We start from the raw sequence: 19,793 nt of genomic DNA on the forward strand, positions 1-19,793 counted from the left end.
AACCAAAAGTCAGGCTGCAGGCCTGTCGGAACGGGCGGGGCGTCAGTTCATGAAAAAGCGGGCGCTGACCTCGCCGGAGTGCAGCCAGTCGGCAGGCATCGAAGTAACCAGCAGCAGCGCGCAGATCGCATGGGCCAGGATGTTAGCCAGCAACGCACGATGACGTTGCCAGTTCCAGACCCAGATCAGTCCGCCCACAAGACTCAGTTGCATGAGCATGGCGTTGGGTGTGGTCAGCAGGGCGAATATCAGTGCAGCCCCAAGAGCGGCCCACAAGGCCGAACCGAAAATGCGTTCGATCCGTTCGGCGACGATCACGCAAATGATGAATTGCAGAACGGCGGCCCAGACCAGGTAATGCAGGACCTGCGAGACGTGCGGAGCCGTGTCGGGCAGATGTCCGCCGTTGGTGCCCAGGACCACGGCACATGCCAGTCCGATCGAGAACAGTGCTACCCACCAGCCGCGCTTGAGGGTACGTGCGCCGGGTCGTGCCGGTGCACTTCCGATCAGCAGGCTCAGTGCAAAGGCAAGGGTTGCGATTCCGGCGCCGAGGACGGGCTGACTGATGTCGTTGCCGATGGCGCCGCCCGTGATCAGGGCAACCGGCACTGCGCTTACGCCAAGCAATTCGACAATGGCACGCATGCGTGGCCCTGTCGGGGGCCTCAAGCGGATCCAGACAAGCACCATCGCGTACAGGCCAAGCAGCCAGAATGGCCAGCGCTTCGCCTCGGCATCTGCAGTTCGAGGTTTCCACTGGCGCGCAAGATCCGCAACCGCGGGAAAATGTCCGTTCGCGACGATGATCGCATCGGCGATGCGCTGCTCGATCAGGTCGCGTGCGACCAGGGTCTGTTCAACACGAGCACTTGTAGATAACTGCATTATAGGCAGGGCCCGGCTGGTCGTGTCCGAGCTGGCACGATCCAGCGCACGCTCGAATGCGGGTCGGTCCTGCAAGGTCGGCAGCAAGGGCAGCTGCAGCTGATCGAGTGCCTCTGCCGACAGGGACAGGTTTGTTCTCGCCTCGGCACTGATCAACGCAAGCGTGGATGCCGGTTCCAGATGCAGCCGCAGGCGCAGCATCTCTGCGCGATCGGGGGGCGACGAGGGCGTGCCTGCGCAGGTCCATTCGAGCCTGCGCAGGTTGACCGACACCGTTGAAGTGCCGGCGAGCAGATCGATCGGGCCTGTACTGCAGGCTTCCGAATCGAGCGAGCTTCGAACGACTACGGCCAGACTTCCGGCATCGTCACTGCGGAGCTCAAGTTTCAGATTGGCGTACCGCCTCAGATCGATCGCGCCCGGTACGACCAGGCCGATCTCGATGTCCTCGCCCTGGGAGCGTACCCGGAATCCGCTTGCGTCGAAGGAATAGTCGCTTGTTCCGAAAGCCCTGCGGGCGACGATGTCCGTCTCGATACGAGCCGACCACTTGTGTGGGGTTTCCGAATGCACAAGCGCACCGAGGACGTCGCCCGCAGCGTGGTCGAGATGGCCGATCAGCTGGATTCGCGCCAGCTTCTCCAACGCGAAAACCGCGAGCACGGTGCAGACGGCGAAGGCCAGCCAGCTTGTATAGGTTCGCCACGCCGGAACGGGCGCCCAGCCGCGATCAGTGGTGCTCAAGCAGGGCTTCCACGCGGGCTGCGCAGATGAAATCGTTCAGCGACAACCCGCCCACGTCATGCGTCGAATAGTGCAGGGAGCAACTCGGGTAGCTGACCTTGAAATCCGGATGATGGTCTTCGACGTGGGCAACCCAGGCCACCGCATTGACGAACGCCATGGTTCGGTGGAAGTCGTCGAATCGAAACTCCTTTTCGATGCCGCTGCCGTCGCTGGTGGTGGTCCATCCAGGCAGGGCGGCAAGGAATTCATGCACCTTGCCGGCGTCGAGTGCGTGTTCCTTGCCTTTGCGCGGACTGCAATGCGACGTCGCCAGTTGATCCGGTTTCATGTGCAACTCCGTTGGACACTTGGGGTGCGCCAGTATAGGTGCGGCTGCGCTACTGGCAATAAAGGACTAGAATGGTGCTGTTTAGCAAGGAAGGGTGACGCCATGATTGAAGTGAATGAATCGGCTGCGGAGTATTTCCGCACGCTGATCCAGGCCCAGAACCTGCCGGGTCTCGGAATCCGCTTGCGTGCGGTCGATCCGGGTACACCCAGGGGCGACTGCCAGCTCGAATTTTGCGAAACGGCTGATCTGCTCGGCAACGAGTGGGAAATCGAGTGCGAGGGGTTCATTCTCTATGTCGTCGCCGAGAGTGCGCCCTGGCTTGATGGCGCAGTCATCGACTTCGAGCGCGATGCCACCGGAGGACAGCTGTCGATCAAGGCGCCAGGTCTGCGCGGCGCACCGCCGGCAGGCGATGCAAGTCTCGTCGAGCGCGTTCGCTACCTGATCGAGAGCGAGATCAATCCCCAGCTTGCCTCGCATGGCGGGCGCGTCAGTCTGCGCGAAGTGACCGCTGATGGCATCGTCGTGCTGCAGTTCGGCGGAGGATGCCATGGTTGCGGAATGGTCGACGTGACTCTCCGCAACGGCATCGAGAAGACCCTGTGTGAAAAGATCCCCGAAGTGACCGGTGTGCACGACGCGACCGATCACGACAAGGGCGAAAAACCCTACTACGAGCGAAAGGCCGGGTAAGCGGAAGGGCGAGTCAACTCGACGTTTCGACGAAAAAAATCCCGGCGTTTGCCGGGATTGGGTGCGGTTCGGAATATGGCGGGCCAGACCTATTCGGGTTTCATTCGCCCGTCGAGGTCATCGAGCTGACCGGGCATGGCCGAGTAGTAGGCGGCAAGGTCCTTGATATCCTGGTCAGAAAGCTTTTCGACGAAAGCCGCCATGATCGGATTGACGCGGTTGCCATCGCGGTACTCGGTCAGGGCGCGAGCCAGATAGTCGGCATACTGGCCTGCAAGCTTGGGATAGATCGGCTGCGTGGCGTTGCCATCCGCGCCATGACAGGCCTGGCATGGCTGGGCCAGCTTCTTGCCGGCTTCCAGATTGGCCGAAGCCGCGAACGACGATGCGGCCGGGATGGCCAGAGCAAGCAGGGCGATTTGCACAACCGTCTTGATATCGGGAATCAGGTTCATCAGTCGGCTCACTCTGCACTCTTGATACTGGAAAGGAAGGATGCGATGTCGCGAATGTCGGCGTCGCTCAGGCTTTCTCCCTGCGCCTGCATGGTCGGATGCTTGCGCCCACCGTTCTTGTACTCGGTGAGGGCCGCGACGAGGTAGTCGTAGTTCTGCCCACCGATGCGCGGCACGTGATAGTTCGGATAGGCGTTCTTCCAGCCCGTGACACCGTGGCATCCGGAGCAGGTGTAGGTCTTCAGACGCCCTTCGGCGATATCGCCCTGGGTGTCGTCCGCAAGAACGTGGGTGGCTGAAAACAGGGCAAGGGCGAACAGCAGCGCTCGGGTCATCTCGAAGTTTCCGGATCCGGCTGAATCATTGGGGGACGAATGCAAGCGTCGCAGTATAGCGAGTTGATGCGCGAAGGTCAGCGGTTGTGTCTGTGGCGCAGCGGCGCAGCCACGCTCAGGGACTTGCAGCGCCCGGGAAACCGGCAACCGGTTCCGATGATGTGACTATCGGCTCAGGACACCCGAGCGCTGCCGACATACTCTGGCCAGGGCCGGCGCACTGCCCCCGCATTCGTGGGTCGAACTTTCGCGGGGCCTGCTTCGGCCTGAATCCATGCTGTTCGTAAACCGATCCGGTGTTCGACGTATCCATTCATGTGCCGGCGATCTTGCTGGTCGCTGCGGGGATGACACTGCCTTGCAGTCCTATAGTGTTATGGTCTACTATAACACTACGTCAACTGAGGCTGCACCATGCGTTCAACTTTTTGCTCATTTCGTGCGCGATTCGCCCTGCGACTTGCGATCGTGGCCTTTGCCTTCGGGATTCTTGCAGCCTGCAAGGGCGGTGATGGCGCGGCCGACGAGGAAAAACAGGTCGACACCTCCGTTCCGGTCGAGGCAGTTGCCGCTTCCCGGCGATCGATCAGTGCGAGCTATTCCGGGACCGCAACGCTGGAGCCGGAAAGCGAGGCCGAAGTGGCGGCCAAGATCAGCGGCGTCCTGCTCAAGCTGCTGGTGGAGGAGGGCGATCAGGTCCAGAAAGGTCAGGTGCTGGCCAGGCTCGATGATGAAAATCCGAGACTGAATCTGGCCAAGGCGAAGGCAACCCTCAAGAAACTGGAAAACGACTATCAGCGTTCAAGCGAAATGTTCGAGCGCAAGCTGCTCAGCGTCGAGCAGAACGACAAGATTCGCTATGACCTGGAAACGCAGCGCGCCACTTACGATCTGGCCCAGCTCGAGCTGTCCTACACCAATATCGTCGCACCGATCAGCGGCGTGATTTCTCGCCGGATGGTCAAGGTCGGCAACTATATCCAGGTCAACCAGGCTCTGTTCAAGATCGAGAATTTCGAGCCGCTGCTCGCCGTATTGAGCGTGCCGGAGCGCGAGCTCAATACCCTGCGCACCGGACAGGTCGTTCGCATGCGCGTCGATTCCATTGCCGGCAAGACTTTTGAAGGCGCCATCCAGCGCATCAGCCCCGTGGTTGATCCGGCAACCGGCACCTTTCGCGTGACGTGCGAGTTCCACGACGAAACAGGCCAGCTCAAGTCCGGCATGTTCGGCCGGCTCGAGATCACTTTTGCCCAGCACGATGACGTACTGACGATTCCGAGGACGGCGCTGATCGAGGAAGACGGCGAAACAGCCGTGTTCGTCGTGGTTTCAGGAGCCGAGGCGGCTGCTGCCGAAAAGAAGGATGGTGAGTCCGCGGGGACCGCCGAGGCGTCTGCCGGGAAGTCGAACGACGACAAGAAGTCCGGCGCCGACAAGTCCGATCCGGAAACGAAGGAGGCACCGATTCCCGAATGGGTGGCCAAGCGTCGACTCATCAAGATTGGCTATGGCGACAACGAGTACGTCGAAGTCCTCGGCGGTCTTGACGAGGGCGCGCGGGTCATCACGGTCGGACGATCGGCGGTACGCGATGGCACCGCAATCCAGGTGCTGGAGGGCGTGCAGTGAATATCGTCGAATTCGCCACGCGCCGACGCGTCACGATCGGCATGACCACGCTGACCCTGGTCCTGTTCGGGCTGATCGCCCTGTCCGGGCTCAAGGTCAACCTGTTGCCCGATCTGTCCTATCCAACCCTGACCGTGCGCACCGAATACGAGGGTGCGGCACCGATCGAGATCGAGAACCTGATCAGCCAGCCCGTCGAGGAAGCGCTCGGTGTGGTCAAGAACGTGCGCAAGATCCACTCCGTCTCGCGCACCGGGCAGTCCGACGTGATCCTCGAGTTCGCCTGGGGTACGGACATGGAGCAGGCCAGCCTCGAGACCCGCGACAAGCTCGACATTCTGAGTTTGCCGCTTGAGGCGAAGAATCCTGTCCTGCTGCGGTTCAACCCGTCCACGGATCCCATCATCCGGCTTGGCCTGAGCGGCTCGGCTTCGGAAGGGGGGTTCAACGAAGCCGAACTCAAGCAGCTGCGTCGCTTCGCCGATGATGAACTCAAGAAACGCCTTGAACCCGTAGCCGGCGTGGCGGCCGTGAAGGTGGGCGGCGGTCTCGAGGACGAAATCAGTGTCGCCCTCGATCAGCAGAAGTTGGCCCAGCTGAACCTCAATGTCAGCGATATCGTCGAGCGGCTGCGCAGTGAAAACGTAAACGTCTCCGCTGGCCGGATCGAAGAGGGAAGTCAGCGCTACCTGGTGCGCACGATCAACCAGTTTTCGAATCTCGACCAGATGCGCGACATGCTGGTCAAGGTCGACAACGGGGTACCGATCCGGCTCAAGGACATCGCCGTCGTCAGCCAGGCCTACAAGGAACGTGAAGGCATTGTCCGCATTGATGCACACGAGGCCATTGAGCTTGCCATCTACAAGGAAGGCGACGGCAATACCGTGGCCGTCGCCCAGGCCGTGCACAAGGCCCTGGAGCGTCTGGAAAAGACCCTGCCACCCGGAGCCAAGCTGACCACCATCGACGACCAGTCGATCTTCATCCAGCACTCGCTGGATGAGGTGCGCAACGACGCCTTGCTCGGCGGCACGCTTGCGGTGCTGATGATCTTCTTCTTCCTCGGTCATGCCCGCAGCACCTTCATCATTTCGCTGTCGCTGCCGATTTCCCTGATCGCCACGTTCTTCTTCATGGGCCAGGCCGATCTCAGCCTCAACGTGATGTCGCTGGGCGGATTGGCCCTGGCCACCGGCATGGTTGTCGATGATTCGATCGTCGTGCTCGAAAACATTGCGCGACTGCGCGACCAGGGCATGCCGGTGCTCGATGCCACGGTCAAGGGCGCCAGCGAAGTCAGCATGGCTGTCACGGCATCGACCCTGACCACGGTCGCCGTATTCTTCCCGCTGGTTTTCGTGGAAGGTGTCGCCGGCCAGTTGTTCCGCGACCAGTCCCTGACGATCACCTTCGCCATGCTCATCTCGCTGGTCGTGGCGATGACCCTGATCCCGATGATGGCCTCCCTGCAGGGACGCAGCCCGCTGGCCTACCCCGATGAGCCCGAACGTGGCGCCAAGCCCCTGCCGCGCAACAAGGTGCTGCGCTTCTTCAAACGCGGCTTGAATGGAATCGGCGAAGGCCTTTTCCAGATTCTTCCGCGCGCCATCGTGGCCCTGGTCCGCCTGTTGGCGATCGCCTTCGATCGGACGATTGGCGCGGTCCTGCGCTGGATCGGGCGGCGTGTCGTGGGCACCTACGACCGATCGGCCCGCATCTATCACCGCATGCTGCCTGGTGCGATGAATCGCCCGTGGCTGGTTCTTGCGGCGGCAGCACTGGCCTTTGCCGGCAGCCTTGCGCTGATCCCCGGACTTGGCATGGATCTGATCCCGAGTCTTGCCCAGGGTCGTTTCGAAACGACGATCAAGTTGCCTCCCGGCACACCGCTGGCTGAAACCGATGCGCTGGTCGCACAGATCGAACGCCAGCATGCGCGAGATCCGAACATCGCCACGATCTACGGTGTGGCCGGTACCGGAACGCGGCTCGATGCGACACCGACAGAATCCGGCGAAAACATTGCCCGGCTCATGGTGACGCTCAAGCCCGGTTCCGGCGACAAGGAAGAGGCCGCGGCGATGGAATCGCTGCGCACCAGCCTGGGCGCGCGCCCCGATATCGAGGTGAAGTTCGCCCGGCCGTCCCTGTTCAGTTTTTCCACGCCGCTGGAAGTCGAGATCCGCGGCTATGACCTCGACGCGTTGACATCGGCAGGCAAGAAGCTGGGCGGCCTGCTCGAGAAATCCGATCGCTTCACCGATATCAAGTCCACGGTCGAGGATGGCTATCCGGAAGTGCAGATCCGTTTCGACCAGGATCGTGCCGCCGCGCTCGGCCTGACCACGCGTCAGGTCTCCGATGCGGTGGTTGGCAAGGTCCGCGGCGAAGTGGCAACCCGCTACAGCTTTCGCGATCGCAAGATCGATGTTCTTGCCCGCGTTCGCGAAACCGACCGCGCCAGTGTCGAGGACATTCGCAACCTGATCGTCAATCCCGGTACCGAGCGGCCGATCCGGTTGTCGGCAGTGGCCGAAATCACCGCGACCGAGGGGCCCAGCGAAATCCATCGCGTCGACCAGGAACGCGTGGCCATCATTTCGGCCGGATTGCGACACGGCGATCTTGGCAGCGCGGTCAAGGAAGTCAGGAACCTGCTCGCGACAACGCCCTTGGCGGCGGGCGTATCGGTGCACATCGGCGGCCAGGGCGAGGAAATGGATGCGTCCACGCGCTCCATGCTGTTTGCCTTCGGCCTCGCGATTTTTCTGGTCTACCTGGTGATGGCCTCGCAATTCGAATCGCTGGTCCACCCGTTCGTGATCATGTTCTCGATTCCACTGGCCCTGGTCGGTGCCGTACTGGCCCTGAAACTGACAGGCACGCCGATATCGGTCGTCGTATTCATAGGATTGATCATGCTTGCCGGCATCGTGGTCAAGAACGCGATCGTCCTGATCGACCGGGTCAACCAGTTGCGTGAAGAAGGCCACGCCAAGCGCGAAGCGATCATCCTCGCCGCCGAATCGCGCCTGCGCCCGATCGCCATGACCACCCTGGCCACCCTGCTCGGATTCCTGCCACTGGCGATTGGTCTTGGTGAGGGATCCGAAGTGCGCTCGCCGATGGCCATCACGGTGATCGGCGGCCTGGCCGTATCGACATTGCTGACCCTGATCGTGATTCCGATCGTGTATGAATTGATCGATCGCAAACCGGACTCCTATTACGTCGAGCGCGGCGAACGCAAGGCCAGGGGTATCGAAGCGGAGTCACCGCCGGATCCGGCCGATTCGGGTCTGGCCGAGGCGCACTCGTGAGCACGGCGCAGCGCCCGCGTGTGTCCGTGAGCTGCGCGCGGCATGCCTCGCGAAGCTCACGGCATTTCGTGTTGGCTTGCGCCCACTCGCGAATTTCCGCGCACTCCGCAGGAGCGGCTTCAGCCGCGATGCTGTCGGCTGGATTCCCGAAAGCCCGATCGCTGTTGCGAGGAAGAACGGCGACTGCGCGCTGCGAATGCGGAGCTTTCCCACGCCTGCGGCACGCGGATTGTCCTGTCGATGGCGCGAATGACATGTCCGGAGGCCGACCATGACCCTTGCCGAACTGAGCCTCAAACGGCCGGTGACGGCCATCATGTTCTTCGTCTCGATGACCGTGATCGGCTTGCTCGCCGCGTTTCGCCTGCCGCTCGAATACATGCCGGATATCGAGGCGCCCTTCCTTTTCATCAGCTTGCCGTATCCCGGTTCAACGCCAGCCGAAATCGAACGCACCTTGACCCGGCCGGTCGAGGAAGCGCTCTCGACGCTTACTGGCATACAGTCGATGAATTCCAGATCGCGCGCCGATGGCGCCGAACTCTTTCTCGAATTCAAGTGGGGCCAGAGTGTCGCCAGCAAGGCGGTCGAGGCGCGCGACAAGATCGATGCGATCCGGTCCGAGCTTCCGGAAGATCTGCAGCGCTTTTTCGTTTTCAAGTTCTCGACATCGGATCAGCCAGTCCTGCAGCTGCGTATCTCCAGCGATGGCGATCTTTCGAATTCGTACGAGTTGCTCGACCGAAAGCTGAAGCGACCGCTGGAACGCATACCCGGGGTGGCCAAGGTCGACATTCAGGGCGTGGCCCCGCCGGAAGTCCAGATCGAACTGTCGTCGGACCGGCTCACCGCGCACAACATCAGCCTCAACGATCTGGCTGTGCTTCTGCGCAATGCCAATTTCTCGACCTCTGCAGGACTGATCCACGACGATGGCATGCGCTATCGCGTTCAGCCGCAGGGCGAATGGCGCTCGCTTGATGAAGTCCGTGATCTGGTCATCAACGAAAGCGGTTTGAGACTCGGCGATATTGCCGACATCCAGTTGCGTCCGGCTCGGCTGGACTACCAGAGACGACTGGACCAGAGGCCGGCCGTGGCACTGGACATCAGTCGCGAGCGCAGCGCGAATCTTGTCGAAGTCGGACGTGCGGTGCTCGAGGAAGTCGCTCGTGCCTCGACCGAGCCGGAGATGAAAGGGCTGAAGCTCTACTTCCTGCAGAACCAGGCCAAGGGCGTCACCGATTCTCTTCGCGAACTGGGCAAGGCCGGCCTCGAGGGCACGCTTCTTTCCGTGCTTGTCCTGTTCTTCTTCCTGCGAGACTGGCGCGCAACCGCCATGGTCTCTCTGGCCATTCCGATCTGCTTCGTGATCACCCTGGGTTGCATGTATTTCTTCGGCATCAGCCTCAACATCCTGTCGATGATGGGCCTGCTGCTGGCCGTAGGCATGCTCGTCGACAACGCCGTGGTCGCCGTCGAGAGCATCTACCAGTATCGCGAACGCTACCCGGACAAGCCGTGGTACAGCGCGGTTGAAGGCACGCGCGTGGTTGGCGCAGCGATCACGGCCGGCACCCTGACCAGCATCATCGTGTTCCTGCCCAACGTGTTCGGGGAGCGTACGCCGATCGCCATCTACCTGACCCAGGTGGCCGTGTCGATGGCCATCGCGCACACCGCCTCCTGGCTGGTTGCGGTCAGCCTGATTCCGATGCTTGCGGCGAAGCTGCCCCCTCCCAGGTTCATCGGCAAGGAGAACATGGTCACGCGCATGCAGCATCGCTATGGTCGAATCGTCGCCTGGTCGCTTCACCATCGAGGCCTGACCATGCTGGGTGTGCTCGCGCTGCTGTTGCTCAGCTTCGTGCCGATGTCGCAGATGAAGACCGACATGTTCCCGGCCGGCGATACGCGCGAATTGCAGTTGCGCTACGACCTCAACGGCAACTATCGGCTGCCCCAGCTCGAACGGTCGATCAGCCAGGTCGAGCAATACCTGACAGACAACAAGAAGAAGTTCGAGATTCGAGCGATCTACAGCTATTTCGATGAGCGCAACAATGCGCAGACGAACATCCTTCTCACCGACGATGACGATGCCATTCGCAGCGCCACCGAAATCATGGACGAGATCCGCGAAGGACTGCCCAAGCTTGCGATCGGTTCGGTCAGCTTCGACCAGAACGGCGGCGGCGATGATGACGGCATCAAGCTGTCCCTGGTCGGCGATTCCACCGAAACCTTGCGTGAGCAGTCGGATGCCGTCATCAACGTGTTGAGCAGGGTGCCGGGATTGCACGACGTGCGACTGGTCGAGAGTTCGCAGGAGCGCGAAGTGGCCGTGCGCATCGATCGCGAGCGCGCGCGCAATTACGGCTTCAGCGCCGCCGACGTGGCCCAGTATGTCGCCATCGCGCTACGTGGCGCCCAGCTCAAGGACTTCCGTCGCGGCGATACCCAGATTCCGACCTGGCTGCGATTCCAGAACGCCGACGCACAAAGCGTCAGCAATCTGTCCGACTACAAGCTGCGCGCACCGGATGGAAGCCAGGTGCCGTTGCTGGCCATGGTCGATATCCAGACCCAGGGTGCCGCCTCGTCGATCCGTCGCGAGAACCGGCAGACCTCGCTGCAGATACAGACCAATGTCGATAGTGAAACTACTGCCGACGAGGCACGCGAGCTGATCAGGACGGCCATGGAAACGGTAAGCCTGCCGGCAGGCTACGGCTGGACCTTCGGCACATCGTTCCGGCGCGCGGATGAGACCGGCCAGCGCATGATGTTCAATATCATCATTGCCCTGGTACTCGTCTACGTTGTCATGTGTGCGATGTTCGAATCGCTGATCTATCCGGCCGCAATCATGACCACGTTCATATTCTCGGTGTTTGGCGTGTTCTGGATGTTCTGGCTGACCGGAACGATCTTCTCGTTCATGGCCATGATAGGAATACTGATATTGATGGGCGTGGTCGTGAACAACGGCATCGTCATGCTCATGCACATCAACCAGTTGCGCTACGAGGGGAAACTCCGAACGGAGGCCCTGGTTCAGGGCAGCAACGATCGCCTGCGCCCGGTGCTGATGACGATGGGAACGGCGATTCTGGCGATGGTGCCGCTGTGTATCGGCAGCGTGCAGGTCGGCGGCGATGGTCCTCCATACTTCCCGATGGCCCGCGCGATCGTCGGCGGCCTGATGTTCTCGACCATCGTCACCCTGCTGGCCTTGCCGGTTATCTATTCGCTGCTCGACGATGCGCGGCTGTGGGTGCGCAAGGTGGGTCGTGACGGGGGTTCGGGTCGGATTCTGAGGGGGCGGCCGGTGGCCTCCTGACTTCTGTTCGGTAGGCGACCTTCGGGTCGCCAAGGCCTTCAAGGCTGCGTTGCTGCTTGACACTTGCGCCGCGAAGCGGCGCAGGTTTCACGAATTGGCGGAGCAGTTCAAGGAAAGAAATCTGGGTGGCACGCCGAAGAGGAGTGAACGCTTTGTATTTGAATTCAAGCTGAAGCGCGAAGTGCTCAGTTGTGAATCCAGATCAATCAGCCGAGTCATCCTCATCCGCATAAATCGCCACGTGAATCTCGCCATCCATCCCGATCCACCCGCGAAACATCCCATCCGTATTGAACGGCGCGGCGATCGTTCCGTCCGCGCCGAGCACGATTGCGCCGCCATCGCCACCGAGTGATGGAATATCCTTGTTGATAACGAATTCGGCGGCTTCGGCGAGGGGCTGCTTGAGCATCTCTGCGCGCATGCAGATCGAGTGCGCGGCCACGGTGCGGATGTAGAACTCTCCCCAGCCGGTGGCCGAGACGGCGCACCGGGAGTCGGCGTAGGTGCCTGCGCCGATGACCGGGGAGTCCCCGATGCGGTCGTAGCGCTTGTTGGTCATGCCTCCGGTTGACGTGCCGGCGGCGAGACTGCCGCTCTTGTCGAGGGCGAGTGCGCCGACCGTGCCGAAGTGCTTGTAGGCGTCGCTCCCGGTCGAGGCCTGCGGATTCTCCGGGGCAGCGAGTGCCTTCTGCAATTGCTGCCATCGACGTTCGGTGCGGAAGTAGGACGGGTCAACCAGGGCGATGCCGGATTCCCTTGCGAATTCCTCGGCGCCGGTTCCAGCCAGCATGACGAAGGATGATTTTTCCATCACCGCACGTGCGAGCAGGATCGGGTTGCGTACCGTTTCCACGCCGGCTATGGCGCCGGCCTTGCGTGTCTTTCCGTCCATGATCGAGGCATCGAGCTTGTTCCTGCCATCATGGGCGAACACCGCTCCCTTTCCCGCATTGAAGTTGGGATCGTTTTCGAGCACGACGATGGCCGCAGTGACGGCGTCCAGTGCGGGTTGGCCAGCTTCCAGTCTGGCATAGCCCGCTTCAAGCGCCTTGCGCAGCGCCTTGCGGACGTCAGCTTCGATCTCGGCTGTCATGCTGGTCCGAATGACGCCGGCACCGCCATGGATGACAAGCGCCGGCTTGCCTTCTGCGTGCGCAGTGCCCGTCAACGCGAGGAGCATTGCGGCGGATGCGATCAGGTGAAGTCGATTGCGCATGGAGCTATTCCTTCCAGTGATTGACAGCGTGCTCCTGGTTGGCCCCGTTATTGCTCTGACCCGCGGTTGGCCAGGCCCTGCGCTGCGTCGATCAGGCGCAGCAGGTTTCCGCCGAGTACACCCTTGACCTGTTCCGGCGTGTAGCCCTCCTGCAGCAGGCGCTCGGTGATCTTCGGCAAGGCCGTGATGTCTTCCATGCCGAGCACGCCACCACCGCCGTCCCAGTCAGCGCCCAGGCCGACATGCTCGGGGCCCGCCACGTTCAGGATGTGCAACATGTGCTTCATGTAGTCCTCGAACGTGGCCTGGGGCAGCGGATTCTTTTCCTCGAACTCGCGTATTTGCCGCTTGATTTCCACGCGCTGTTCCGGGGACAGCGTGTCGCCGGCATCGAACTGTTCGATGATCTTGCCGATTGCTGCCCTGCGTTCCGGATCGTTCGGCATTTCATGCACGAATGGCGCCACCGAATTGACCTGGATCACGCCTCCCTTGGCCGCGACCTTGCGAATGCGCGCATCGTCGAGGTTGCGCGGATGCGGGGTGATGGCGAAGGACGAGGTGTGCGACAGCACGACCGGAGCGGTGGACAATTCGAGGACCTGGTCGACGGTGTCATTGCTGGCGTGCGAAAGGTCGATGAGGATGCCCATGCGGTTGGCTGCTTCGACCAGGGCACGGCCCTTCGGGCTGAGCCCCTTCCATTCGGCGCCCGTGGGATTGGTGGAGGAATCGGCAAAATCATTGTTTGACGAATGCACGATTCCGAGCATGCGCAAGCCAAGATCATGGTAGACACTGAGCAGGCTTGGATCGCTGGCCAGCGGGGATGCATTTTCCATGCTGATGTAGACGATGCGCTTGCCGGCATTCCGGATGCGTTCGGCATCGGCGGCTGTCAGAGCGATCTCGAAGTGATCGATATTGGCGGCGACCATCTCGCGGATCTCTACCAGGCGCTTGAGTCCCGCGTTGCGCGCGGCCAGATTTGCCTCGGAAGTGCGCGGGCCCTGGGCCGTGTAGATCACCCAGAAGCCGCCATCGAGCCCGCCTTCGACCATGCGCGGATAGTCAACCTGGTTGAAATCGTTGGCGACGCTGTGACGGTCGAGGATCTTCCAGCCCGGTCGGGCGAAGAGTGCAGGCGTGTCGAGGTGCGTGTCGAGCACGATCGCCTCGCGATGCAGTGCACTGGCCTGCTCGGAAACCTGCGCCGGTTCCGCGGCCATGGCCGGCACAGTCAAAAGCAGGGCAATCAGGAACAGCGGGGCGGTCTTGCTCATGGTCGATCGTCTCTCAGACAAGGGCATTCCCGATGAGAGCACATGTCTCGCCGGGCGACAACGCGGTCGACACGCAGTCTGGCGAGCCTGCTCTACTGGACGATGGTCCGATGACAGATCTTGCGCCAATTGCTACGGTGCCGGGATGAACCCAGACATTGCTCGTTTCGCACTGGCGCCTGTCATCCTTGCACTTGTTGCATGCGGTCACTCGCCCACTGTTCCGGAGAACCCGACCATGCCCGACGGCCTCGTCAGCGAAATGCGGACAAGCGTGCACCAGGGCAGCGATGACCTGCTCAGCGCAGGCCTGGGACTCGACGGCTTGCGCGGCAGTGCGCCGGCCTTCGCGGATGCCTCCAGCCCCACGGCCCTGGAGTTGCGTCGACGGGCCATCTACACAAGCTGGCGTGGTATCGCGGATCTCGGTCCGCTGGGCGGCTATGGCGAAGTTTATGGAGCGGTTCCGCTGGTGCCGGGAACCGAGTTCAGTGCTTTTGCGCAGCTGGAGGGCGCCAGTCAGCCGCACCGGGTCCTGCTTCAGTTGCCGGACAACTTCGATCGGGACAAGCGCTGCCTGGTTGTTACCGCATCATCGGGCTCGCGCGGAATCTACGGGGCCATCGCATTCGCCGGTGCCTGGGGGCTGCCGCGCGGTTGCGCCGTGGCCTATACCGACAAGGGTGCAGGCAGCGGATATTTCGACGCCGCCACTGGCACTGGCGTTCGACTCGACGGCACGCGCGCGATGCGTGGCGACGAACCGCTTGAATTTGCGCCGACACCGGATGAATCCGTATCCGAGTTGAATCAGGTCCTGGTCAAGCACGCGCATTCCGGCGACAACCCGGAAGCCGACTGGGGCCGCCACGTGATCCAGGCAGCACGATTCGCGTTGCAGGCGCTGGATCAGGCCTTGCCGGACCAGGCCCCCTTCACTGCGGAAAACACCCGCATCATCGCCGCGGGCGTCTCCAACGGCGGTGGTGCGGTATTGCGCGCGGCCGAAATCGATGCGGGCCTGTTTGATGGCGTGGTCGCCGTCGAGCCGAACATCTGGGCCGGCGACGGCGGCAGGGCCTTGTATGACTACGCCAGCGAAGCAGCACTGTTTGCTCCCTGCGCACTGCTGGACAAGCGCTTCGACAACGTTTCCTTCGCACGGATCAATGCCGCCCATCCGCCGGCCTGGGTCGCCCGGTGCCGGACATTGCAGGAAAACGGCCTGCTCTCCGGTGCGGATACGGCCACGCTCGCAGCCGAGTCGTTGCAGCGACTTGAGGCCAGTGGCTGGACCCATGCCATGCTCGTCGGCGCTGCCACGACGACGGCACTTGATCTCTGGCGTGCCGTAGCCGTGACCTATGCTGCGGCCTATGCGCAAACCGGTGCCGGTGACATGCCTTGCGGCTTCGGTATCGCGGCCATGGATGCCGGCAACCTGCCGCATCCGGCGACGGCGGTCGAGGCCGCCGCCTGGTGGTCGGATGCCTCGGGCATCGCGCCCGGTGCCGGCGTTGGCATTGTCGACACGCTGGATGTCGCGGGCGCGGATCGAAGCTGGCCGGGAAGCCGTTGCCTGGCCGAGCTGTGGAGCGCTCCGGATGCGCTTGGAAACCGCTTGCACGCCTCGGTGCAGAAGACGCGCGCCTCATTGCCCCGGAACACGCTTCCGATCTTTGTCGTGCACGGCGAGGATGATGGCCTCATCCCTGTCGCCTTCAGCTCGGCTCCCTATGCGAGCTGGCTGCAGGCAAATGGCCTCCAGCCGGTATTCTGGCGCGTGGCCAACGCCCAGCACTTTGATGCGTTCCTCGCGTTTCCGGGCTTCGGCGATTCACACGTTCCCCTGCTGCCGTACGCCTATGCGGCGATGGACCGCATGTGGGCGCACGTCTTTGCCGACGCGGCCCTGCCTGCAAGCGCGCGGATTGAAACCACGCCGCGCGGAACCGGCGTCCTGACCCGAAGCCAGTTGGGCGGATTGCCGGGAAACTAGCGCGCAACCAGGCTTCAAACAGCGCGGCCAGGTCATTGCGGTGGCCACGAGCTGGCATGAAGGTGAAGGCCATAGTCGCCGCTGTCATGCGCTCACCGCTATCATGGGGACTCGATACCGCCTTGTAGCCGGAGACCCGCCATGACCAATCCGCTCGATGTCGCCCAGTGGGCAAAAAACTGGGAGGCGCTTGCGCGCCAGGCAGGGGAGGGACTGGCCGGCAAGTCCGCCCAGTTCCCATGGCAGGGCGCAACGCAATCCGGTCCGGCCTGGGCGGAACTTCTCGGCAAGTCCGCTCCGTTTGCCGACGCAAACCGGCAAAGCGAGGCGATCGAGCACATGCTCGCCGGCGCTCAGGGTTACCTCGGCATGCTGCAAAGCCTGGCCATGGCGGCGAGCGGGCAGGGTACGGCTCCGGATTCCGGATTTTCCGACGCATTGCGCCAGGGTGTCTTTCCCGGCGCCTTTTCCGCTTCGAGCATGAACAACCCGCTGGCGGCGGCAATGCGCGGCTTTGGCGGTCAGGGTGCGCAGGGCCTGGAACAGATGATGGAGCGCTTCGCCGCGACCACCGGCCCCCTGTTCGATTCGGCCAAGGGTGTGCTCAACGCGCCGGCCTTCGGCCATCTACGCGAGAAACAGGAGACCCTGCAGAATGCCGCACGGCTGATGATCGACTATCAGGAGCAGAGTGCACGCTATGACCGTCTCATGCTCAAGGTCAGCGAAAAGAGTTTCGCCCGCTTCCAGCTCAAGCTGGCCGAGCGCGAAGAACCCGGGCGGCAGGTTGATTCTGTCCGCGGCCTCTACGATCTCTGGATCGATGCTGCCGAAGAAGCCTACGCGGAGGTTGCCCTGTCCGAGGAATTCCGGGAGGTTTATGCGGGCGTGGTCGACGCGCAGATGCGCTTGCGCAAGCACGTTCAGGGGGAGATCGAAAAGCTCTGCGCCGAATTTGGCATGCCCACACGCAGTGAGGTCGACAGCATCGGACAACGCCTTCAGGCATTGCGCCGCGAATTTCGCGAGGAGCGCGAAGCGGGCACGGACAACGAGGAGCTGGCTGCAGAACTCGATTCGCTGCGACGCGAACTTGCCGGACTGAAATCCGGGCAGGGCAAGCAGGCAGGCAAGGCCAAGTCAGGGAAATCAACCAGGGCAGCCGTGGTGGCCAAGTCGGGGAAGGCGAGAAAGCCCGCCAGGGCTGACAAGGCAAGCACGCCTGTCAGGGAAAAGAAACCGGCCAAGGCGACCAAGGCCAGCAAGCCGGCGAAGTCCGGCAAGTCCGGCAAGTCCGGCAAGTCCAAGAAACTGGCCAAGGCTGTGGTGCCGGTACAGGATCAGAAAGCGAGCGTCGCGGCTGAGTCGCCCAAGCGCAAGAGCAGTGCGGCGAAATCCAAGCGCAAGGCCGTGACCAAGGAAACCAGGGCGCGTCGCACGAAGCGACGCAAGTCGACGCCGGCCAAGGGCTCGGTCGTTGCAGCGAAGGCGCCAGACAGCAAGAGCGGCCAGCCGGCCAGCTTTGCCGCCAGCATTGCCCGATTCGCGCGCAAGTCTAAAAACTCCTCGGCCGGAACCACACGCTCGCGTGGTGTCGCCAGGGCCGCCAAACGCGGAGGTAGCAAGTAATGGGCCCGCTCAAACTCGAACCCGCAAAAGTCTACGAAGAAGTTCAGAAGTTCCAGAAGAAGCTGGCGGCCGGCATGCAAGTGCTGCCCAAGCTGGACGACGTCGACTTTGGGGTAACCGAAAAGGAAGAGATCTATCGCGAAGACAAGCTTGTCGTCTATCGTTTCCGCGGCGACAGGGAGCCCAGCGCAAAAACTCCCACTCTGATTGTCTATGCCCTGGTCAATCGCCCGTACATGGTCGATCTGCAGGAAGACAAGTCACTGGTGCGCAACCTGCTGGCCCAGGGTGAGGATGTCTACCTGATCGACTGGGGTTACCCGGATCGCGCCGATCGCTGGCTGACCCTTGACGACTACATCAATGGCTATATTCGACGCAGCGTGGACGCCGTGGCGAAAAATGCCGGCGTGAAGAAGATCAATCTGCTCGGAATCTGCCAGGGCGGCGCGTTCTCGCTGTGCTTTACCGCGATGCATCCGGGCAAGGTCAAGAACCTGATCACGATGGTGACGCCGGTCGATTTCCACACGCCCGACAACATGCTGTCGAACTGGACCCGCGACATGGATGCCGACCTCTTCGTCGATACCATCGGAAACGTTCCGGCAGATCTGATGAACTGGTGCTACCTCATGCTCAAGCCGATGCGTCTGCTGCAGCAGAAGTACGTCGGCATGGTGGATATCCTCGACAACAAGGCCGAGCTCGAGAATTTCCTGCGCATGGAGAAGTGGATCTTCGATTCACCCGATCAGGCCGGCGAGGCCTTTCGCCAGTTCATGACCGATTTCTACCAGGGCAACAAGCTGGTCAATGGTGGCCTGAAGATAGGCAAGCGCGAGGTGAATCTGAGGAACATCACCATGCCCGTGCTCAACATCTTTGCCGAGCAGGACCATCTTGTCCCACCTGATTCATCGCGGGCCCTGAAGGACGTGGTCGGAACACGCGACTACACCCAGATTGCCTTCAAGGGCGGGCATATCGGCATCTACGTGTCGGGACGTGCCCAGCGCGAGGTGCCGCCGGCCATCCATGACTGGCTGCGCGCACGCAGTTGAGTTTTCAAAATGGTTGGCCCTGGCGGCGGCCAGGGCGCTGTCGCCAGTCGCGAACCGCATCGAGCGGAGTACCGATCGCCGCGCTGGTTTCGGCATCACGGGTCAACCTGAGAATTTGTTAACCGCCGGGTCGCGATGATCCGGCCATGGGCGGAATTGCGCCCCATTTGCAGAGGAATCGGCGACCGATGAATGAGGTCCTGTTCAACATACACATGATCGGGGTGACGCCCTGGAAGCTGGTGGGTTATCTGGGCGTGCTGCTGTTTACCAGTCGCTGGTTCGTGCAGATGTATGCAACCAAGAAACTGCGCCGCGTGCACATGCCGCGTTCTTTCTGGTGGTTGTCGATAGCCGGAAGTCTGATGCTGGTCAGCTATTTCACATTTGGCAAGAACGACTCGGTGGGCATTCTTTCAAACGCCTTTCCCGCCTTTGTCTCCATCTACAACCTCGTGGTGGATCTTCGCCATCGGCGGGAGTGGGCTGAAAGCTGAACAGGTGCGCGAAACGCGTCTTCGTGCCAGAATCGCCCCGGTCAGGCAGCCGCCTGACCCAATCATTCGGGGAGAGAAAGCATGGAAAACCGCAGTAGTGCACCGGTCATGTCACTCGGCGACTGGATCATCACCTTCATTGTGCTGATGATTCCCTTGGTCAATATCATCATGGTGTTTGTCTGGGGATTCTCCAAGACGACCAATCCGAACAAGGCGAATTTTTGCAAGGCCTATCTGATTCTGATGCTCATCTCGATTGTCCTGTTCCTGCTGCTGGGCGGCATTGGCATGATGTCGGCATTCAGCGGAGCTGGCTCCGCCGGCATGTGATTTCCTGCGCGCCAGTCGCACT

At 61.8% G+C, this 19,793-nt stretch carries 15 protein-coding genes; 9 read left to right on the forward strand and 6 right to left on the reverse strand.

Annotated features, from left to right (window positions below; genetic code table 11):
- Positions 1-42: 42 nt before the first annotated feature.
- Together R3F00_RS07255 and R3F00_RS07260 are read right to left on the reverse strand one after the other, a co-directional pair.
- Positions 43-1,632, reverse strand: coding sequence for a hypothetical protein (locus R3F00_RS07255; RefSeq protein ID WP_371281093.1), 1,590 nt, complete (start codon positions 1,630-1,632; stop codon positions 43-45).
- Entirely contained in the window at positions 1,619-1,963 is a 345-nt protein-coding gene (locus tag R3F00_RS07260) for a 4a-hydroxytetrahydrobiopterin dehydratase (RefSeq protein ID WP_371281094.1), read from the reverse strand. The genes R3F00_RS07255 and R3F00_RS07260 overlap by 14 nt, the downstream gene beginning before the upstream one ends.
- A gap of 102 nt (positions 1,964-2,065) precedes the next feature.
- Here R3F00_RS07260 and R3F00_RS07265 point away from each other — a divergent pair, with 102 nt between their 5' ends.
- Positions 2,066-2,659, forward strand: coding sequence for an NfuA family Fe-S biogenesis protein (locus R3F00_RS07265; RefSeq protein WP_371281095.1), 594 nt, complete (start codon positions 2,066-2,068; stop codon positions 2,657-2,659).
- 89 nt (positions 2,660-2,748) lie between these two features.
- Here R3F00_RS07265 and R3F00_RS07270 read toward each other — a convergent pair whose 3' ends face one another.
- The gene (locus R3F00_RS07270; RefSeq protein ID WP_371281096.1) at positions 2,749-3,126 is read right to left on the reverse strand and encodes a cytochrome c; all 378 of its coding nucleotides are present in this window, start codon (positions 3,124-3,126) and stop codon (positions 2,749-2,751) included.
- On the reverse strand, positions 3,123-3,449 hold the full coding sequence (locus tag R3F00_RS07275; RefSeq protein ID WP_371281097.1) for a cytochrome c: 327 nt from the start codon (positions 3,447-3,449) through the stop codon (positions 3,123-3,125). Before R3F00_RS07275 ends, R3F00_RS07270 begins: the two co-directional genes overlap by 4 nt.
- Before the next feature lie 414 nt (positions 3,450-3,863).
- Between R3F00_RS07275 and R3F00_RS07280 the strand changes: the two genes are divergently transcribed.
- The 3 genes from R3F00_RS07280 to R3F00_RS07290 all read left to right on the forward strand — a co-directional run bounded on the left by R3F00_RS07280 (position 3,864) and on the right by R3F00_RS07290 (position 11,747).
- On the forward strand, positions 3,864-5,081 hold the full coding sequence (locus tag R3F00_RS07280; protein WP_371281099.1) for an efflux RND transporter periplasmic adaptor subunit: 1,218 nt from the start codon (positions 3,864-3,866) through the stop codon (positions 5,079-5,081).
- A complete protein-coding gene (locus tag R3F00_RS07285; protein ID WP_371281100.1) occupies positions 5,078-8,404 on the forward strand; it encodes an efflux RND transporter permease subunit in 3,327 nt (1,108 codons plus the stop codon). The genes R3F00_RS07280 and R3F00_RS07285 overlap by 4 nt, the downstream gene beginning before the upstream one ends.
- A 271-nt stretch (positions 8,405-8,675) precedes the next feature.
- The gene (locus R3F00_RS07290) at positions 8,676-11,747 is read left to right on the forward strand and encodes an efflux RND transporter permease subunit (protein ID WP_371281101.1); all 3,072 of its coding nucleotides are present in this window, start codon (positions 8,676-8,678) and stop codon (positions 11,745-11,747) included.
- A 202-nt stretch (positions 11,748-11,949) separates the two neighbouring features.
- Here the strand turns inward: R3F00_RS07290 and R3F00_RS07295 are convergent, their stop codons facing one another.
- Positions 11,950-12,966, reverse strand: coding sequence for an isoaspartyl peptidase/L-asparaginase family protein (locus R3F00_RS07295; RefSeq protein WP_371281102.1), 1,017 nt, complete (start codon positions 12,964-12,966; stop codon positions 11,950-11,952).
- Positions 12,967-13,013: 47 nt separating this feature from the next.
- On the reverse strand, positions 13,014-14,249 hold the full coding sequence (locus tag R3F00_RS07300; RefSeq protein ID WP_371281103.1) for a dipeptidase: 1,236 nt from the start codon (positions 14,247-14,249) through the stop codon (positions 13,014-13,016).
- A gap of 145 nt (positions 14,250-14,394) precedes the next feature.
- Here R3F00_RS07300 and R3F00_RS07305 point away from each other — a divergent pair, with 145 nt between their 5' ends.
- The 5 genes from R3F00_RS07305 to R3F00_RS07325 all read left to right on the forward strand — a co-directional run bounded on the left by R3F00_RS07305 (position 14,395) and on the right by R3F00_RS07325 (position 19,771).
- A complete protein-coding gene (locus R3F00_RS07305) occupies positions 14,395-16,248 on the forward strand; it encodes a 3-hydroxybutyrate oligomer hydrolase family protein (RefSeq protein ID WP_371281104.1) in 1,854 nt (617 codons plus the stop codon).
- A 141-nt stretch (positions 16,249-16,389) separates the two neighbouring features.
- Entirely contained in the window at positions 16,390-17,877 is a 1,488-nt protein-coding gene (gene phaE / locus R3F00_RS07310) for a class III poly(R)-hydroxyalkanoic acid synthase subunit PhaE (protein ID WP_371281105.1), read from the forward strand.
- Positions 17,877-18,941 (forward strand): class III poly(R)-hydroxyalkanoic acid synthase subunit PhaC, encoded by a 1,065-nt coding sequence (locus tag R3F00_RS07315; RefSeq protein ID WP_371281106.1) that lies wholly within the window; start codon positions 17,877-17,879, stop codon positions 18,939-18,941. The genes phaE and R3F00_RS07315 overlap by 1 nt, the downstream gene beginning before the upstream one ends.
- A gap of 188 nt (positions 18,942-19,129) precedes the next feature.
- Positions 19,130-19,438 (forward strand): lipid-A-disaccharide synthase N-terminal domain-containing protein, encoded by a 309-nt coding sequence (locus tag R3F00_RS07320; RefSeq protein ID WP_371281108.1) that lies wholly within the window; start codon positions 19,130-19,132, stop codon positions 19,436-19,438.
- Between the two features lie 81 nt (positions 19,439-19,519).
- Entirely contained in the window at positions 19,520-19,771 is a 252-nt protein-coding gene (locus R3F00_RS07325) for a hypothetical protein (protein WP_371281109.1), read from the forward strand.
- Positions 19,772-19,793: the final 22 nt, after the last annotated feature.

It is taken from the genome of Dokdonella sp., from assembly GCF_041395345.1.
Taxonomy (GTDB): Bacteria; Pseudomonadota; Gammaproteobacteria; order Xanthomonadales; family Rhodanobacteraceae; genus Dokdonella.

What these genes read in the sequence shown, in the direction of transcription:
- R3F00_RS07275 (WP_371281097.1), bottom strand. Translation starts at nt 3,449, where the DNA reads ATGACCCGAGCGCTGCTGTTCGCCCTTGCCCTGTTTTCAGCCACCCAC.
- R3F00_RS07280 (WP_371281099.1), top strand. Translation starts at nt 3,864, where the DNA reads ATGCGTTCAACTTTTTGCTCATTTCGTGCGCGATTCGCCCTGCGACTT.
- R3F00_RS07315 (WP_371281106.1), top strand. Translation starts at nt 17,877, where the DNA reads ATGGGCCCGCTCAAACTCGAACCCGCAAAAGTCTACGAAGAAGTTCAG.
- R3F00_RS07290 (WP_371281101.1), top strand. Translation starts at nt 8,676, where the DNA reads ATGACCCTTGCCGAACTGAGCCTCAAACGGCCGGTGACGGCCATCATG.
- phaE (WP_371281105.1), top strand. Translation starts at nt 16,390, where the DNA reads ATGACCAATCCGCTCGATGTCGCCCAGTGGGCAAAAAACTGGGAGGCG.
- R3F00_RS07320 (WP_371281108.1), top strand. Translation starts at nt 19,130, where the DNA reads ATGAATGAGGTCCTGTTCAACATACACATGATCGGGGTGACGCCCTGG.
- R3F00_RS07295 (WP_371281102.1), bottom strand. Translation starts at nt 12,966, where the DNA reads ATGCGCAATCGACTTCACCTGATCGCATCCGCCGCAATGCTCCTCGCG.
- R3F00_RS07300 (WP_371281103.1), bottom strand. Translation starts at nt 14,249, where the DNA reads ATGAGCAAGACCGCCCCGCTGTTCCTGATTGCCCTGCTTTTGACTGTG.
- R3F00_RS07260 (WP_371281094.1), bottom strand. Translation starts at nt 1,963, where the DNA reads ATGAAACCGGATCAACTGGCGACGTCGCATTGCAGTCCGCGCAAAGGC.
- R3F00_RS07265 (WP_371281095.1), top strand. Translation starts at nt 2,066, where the DNA reads ATGATTGAAGTGAATGAATCGGCTGCGGAGTATTTCCGCACGCTGATC.
- R3F00_RS07305 (WP_371281104.1), top strand. Translation starts at nt 14,395, where the DNA reads ATGAACCCAGACATTGCTCGTTTCGCACTGGCGCCTGTCATCCTTGCA.
- R3F00_RS07325 (WP_371281109.1), top strand. Translation starts at nt 19,520, where the DNA reads ATGGAAAACCGCAGTAGTGCACCGGTCATGTCACTCGGCGACTGGATC.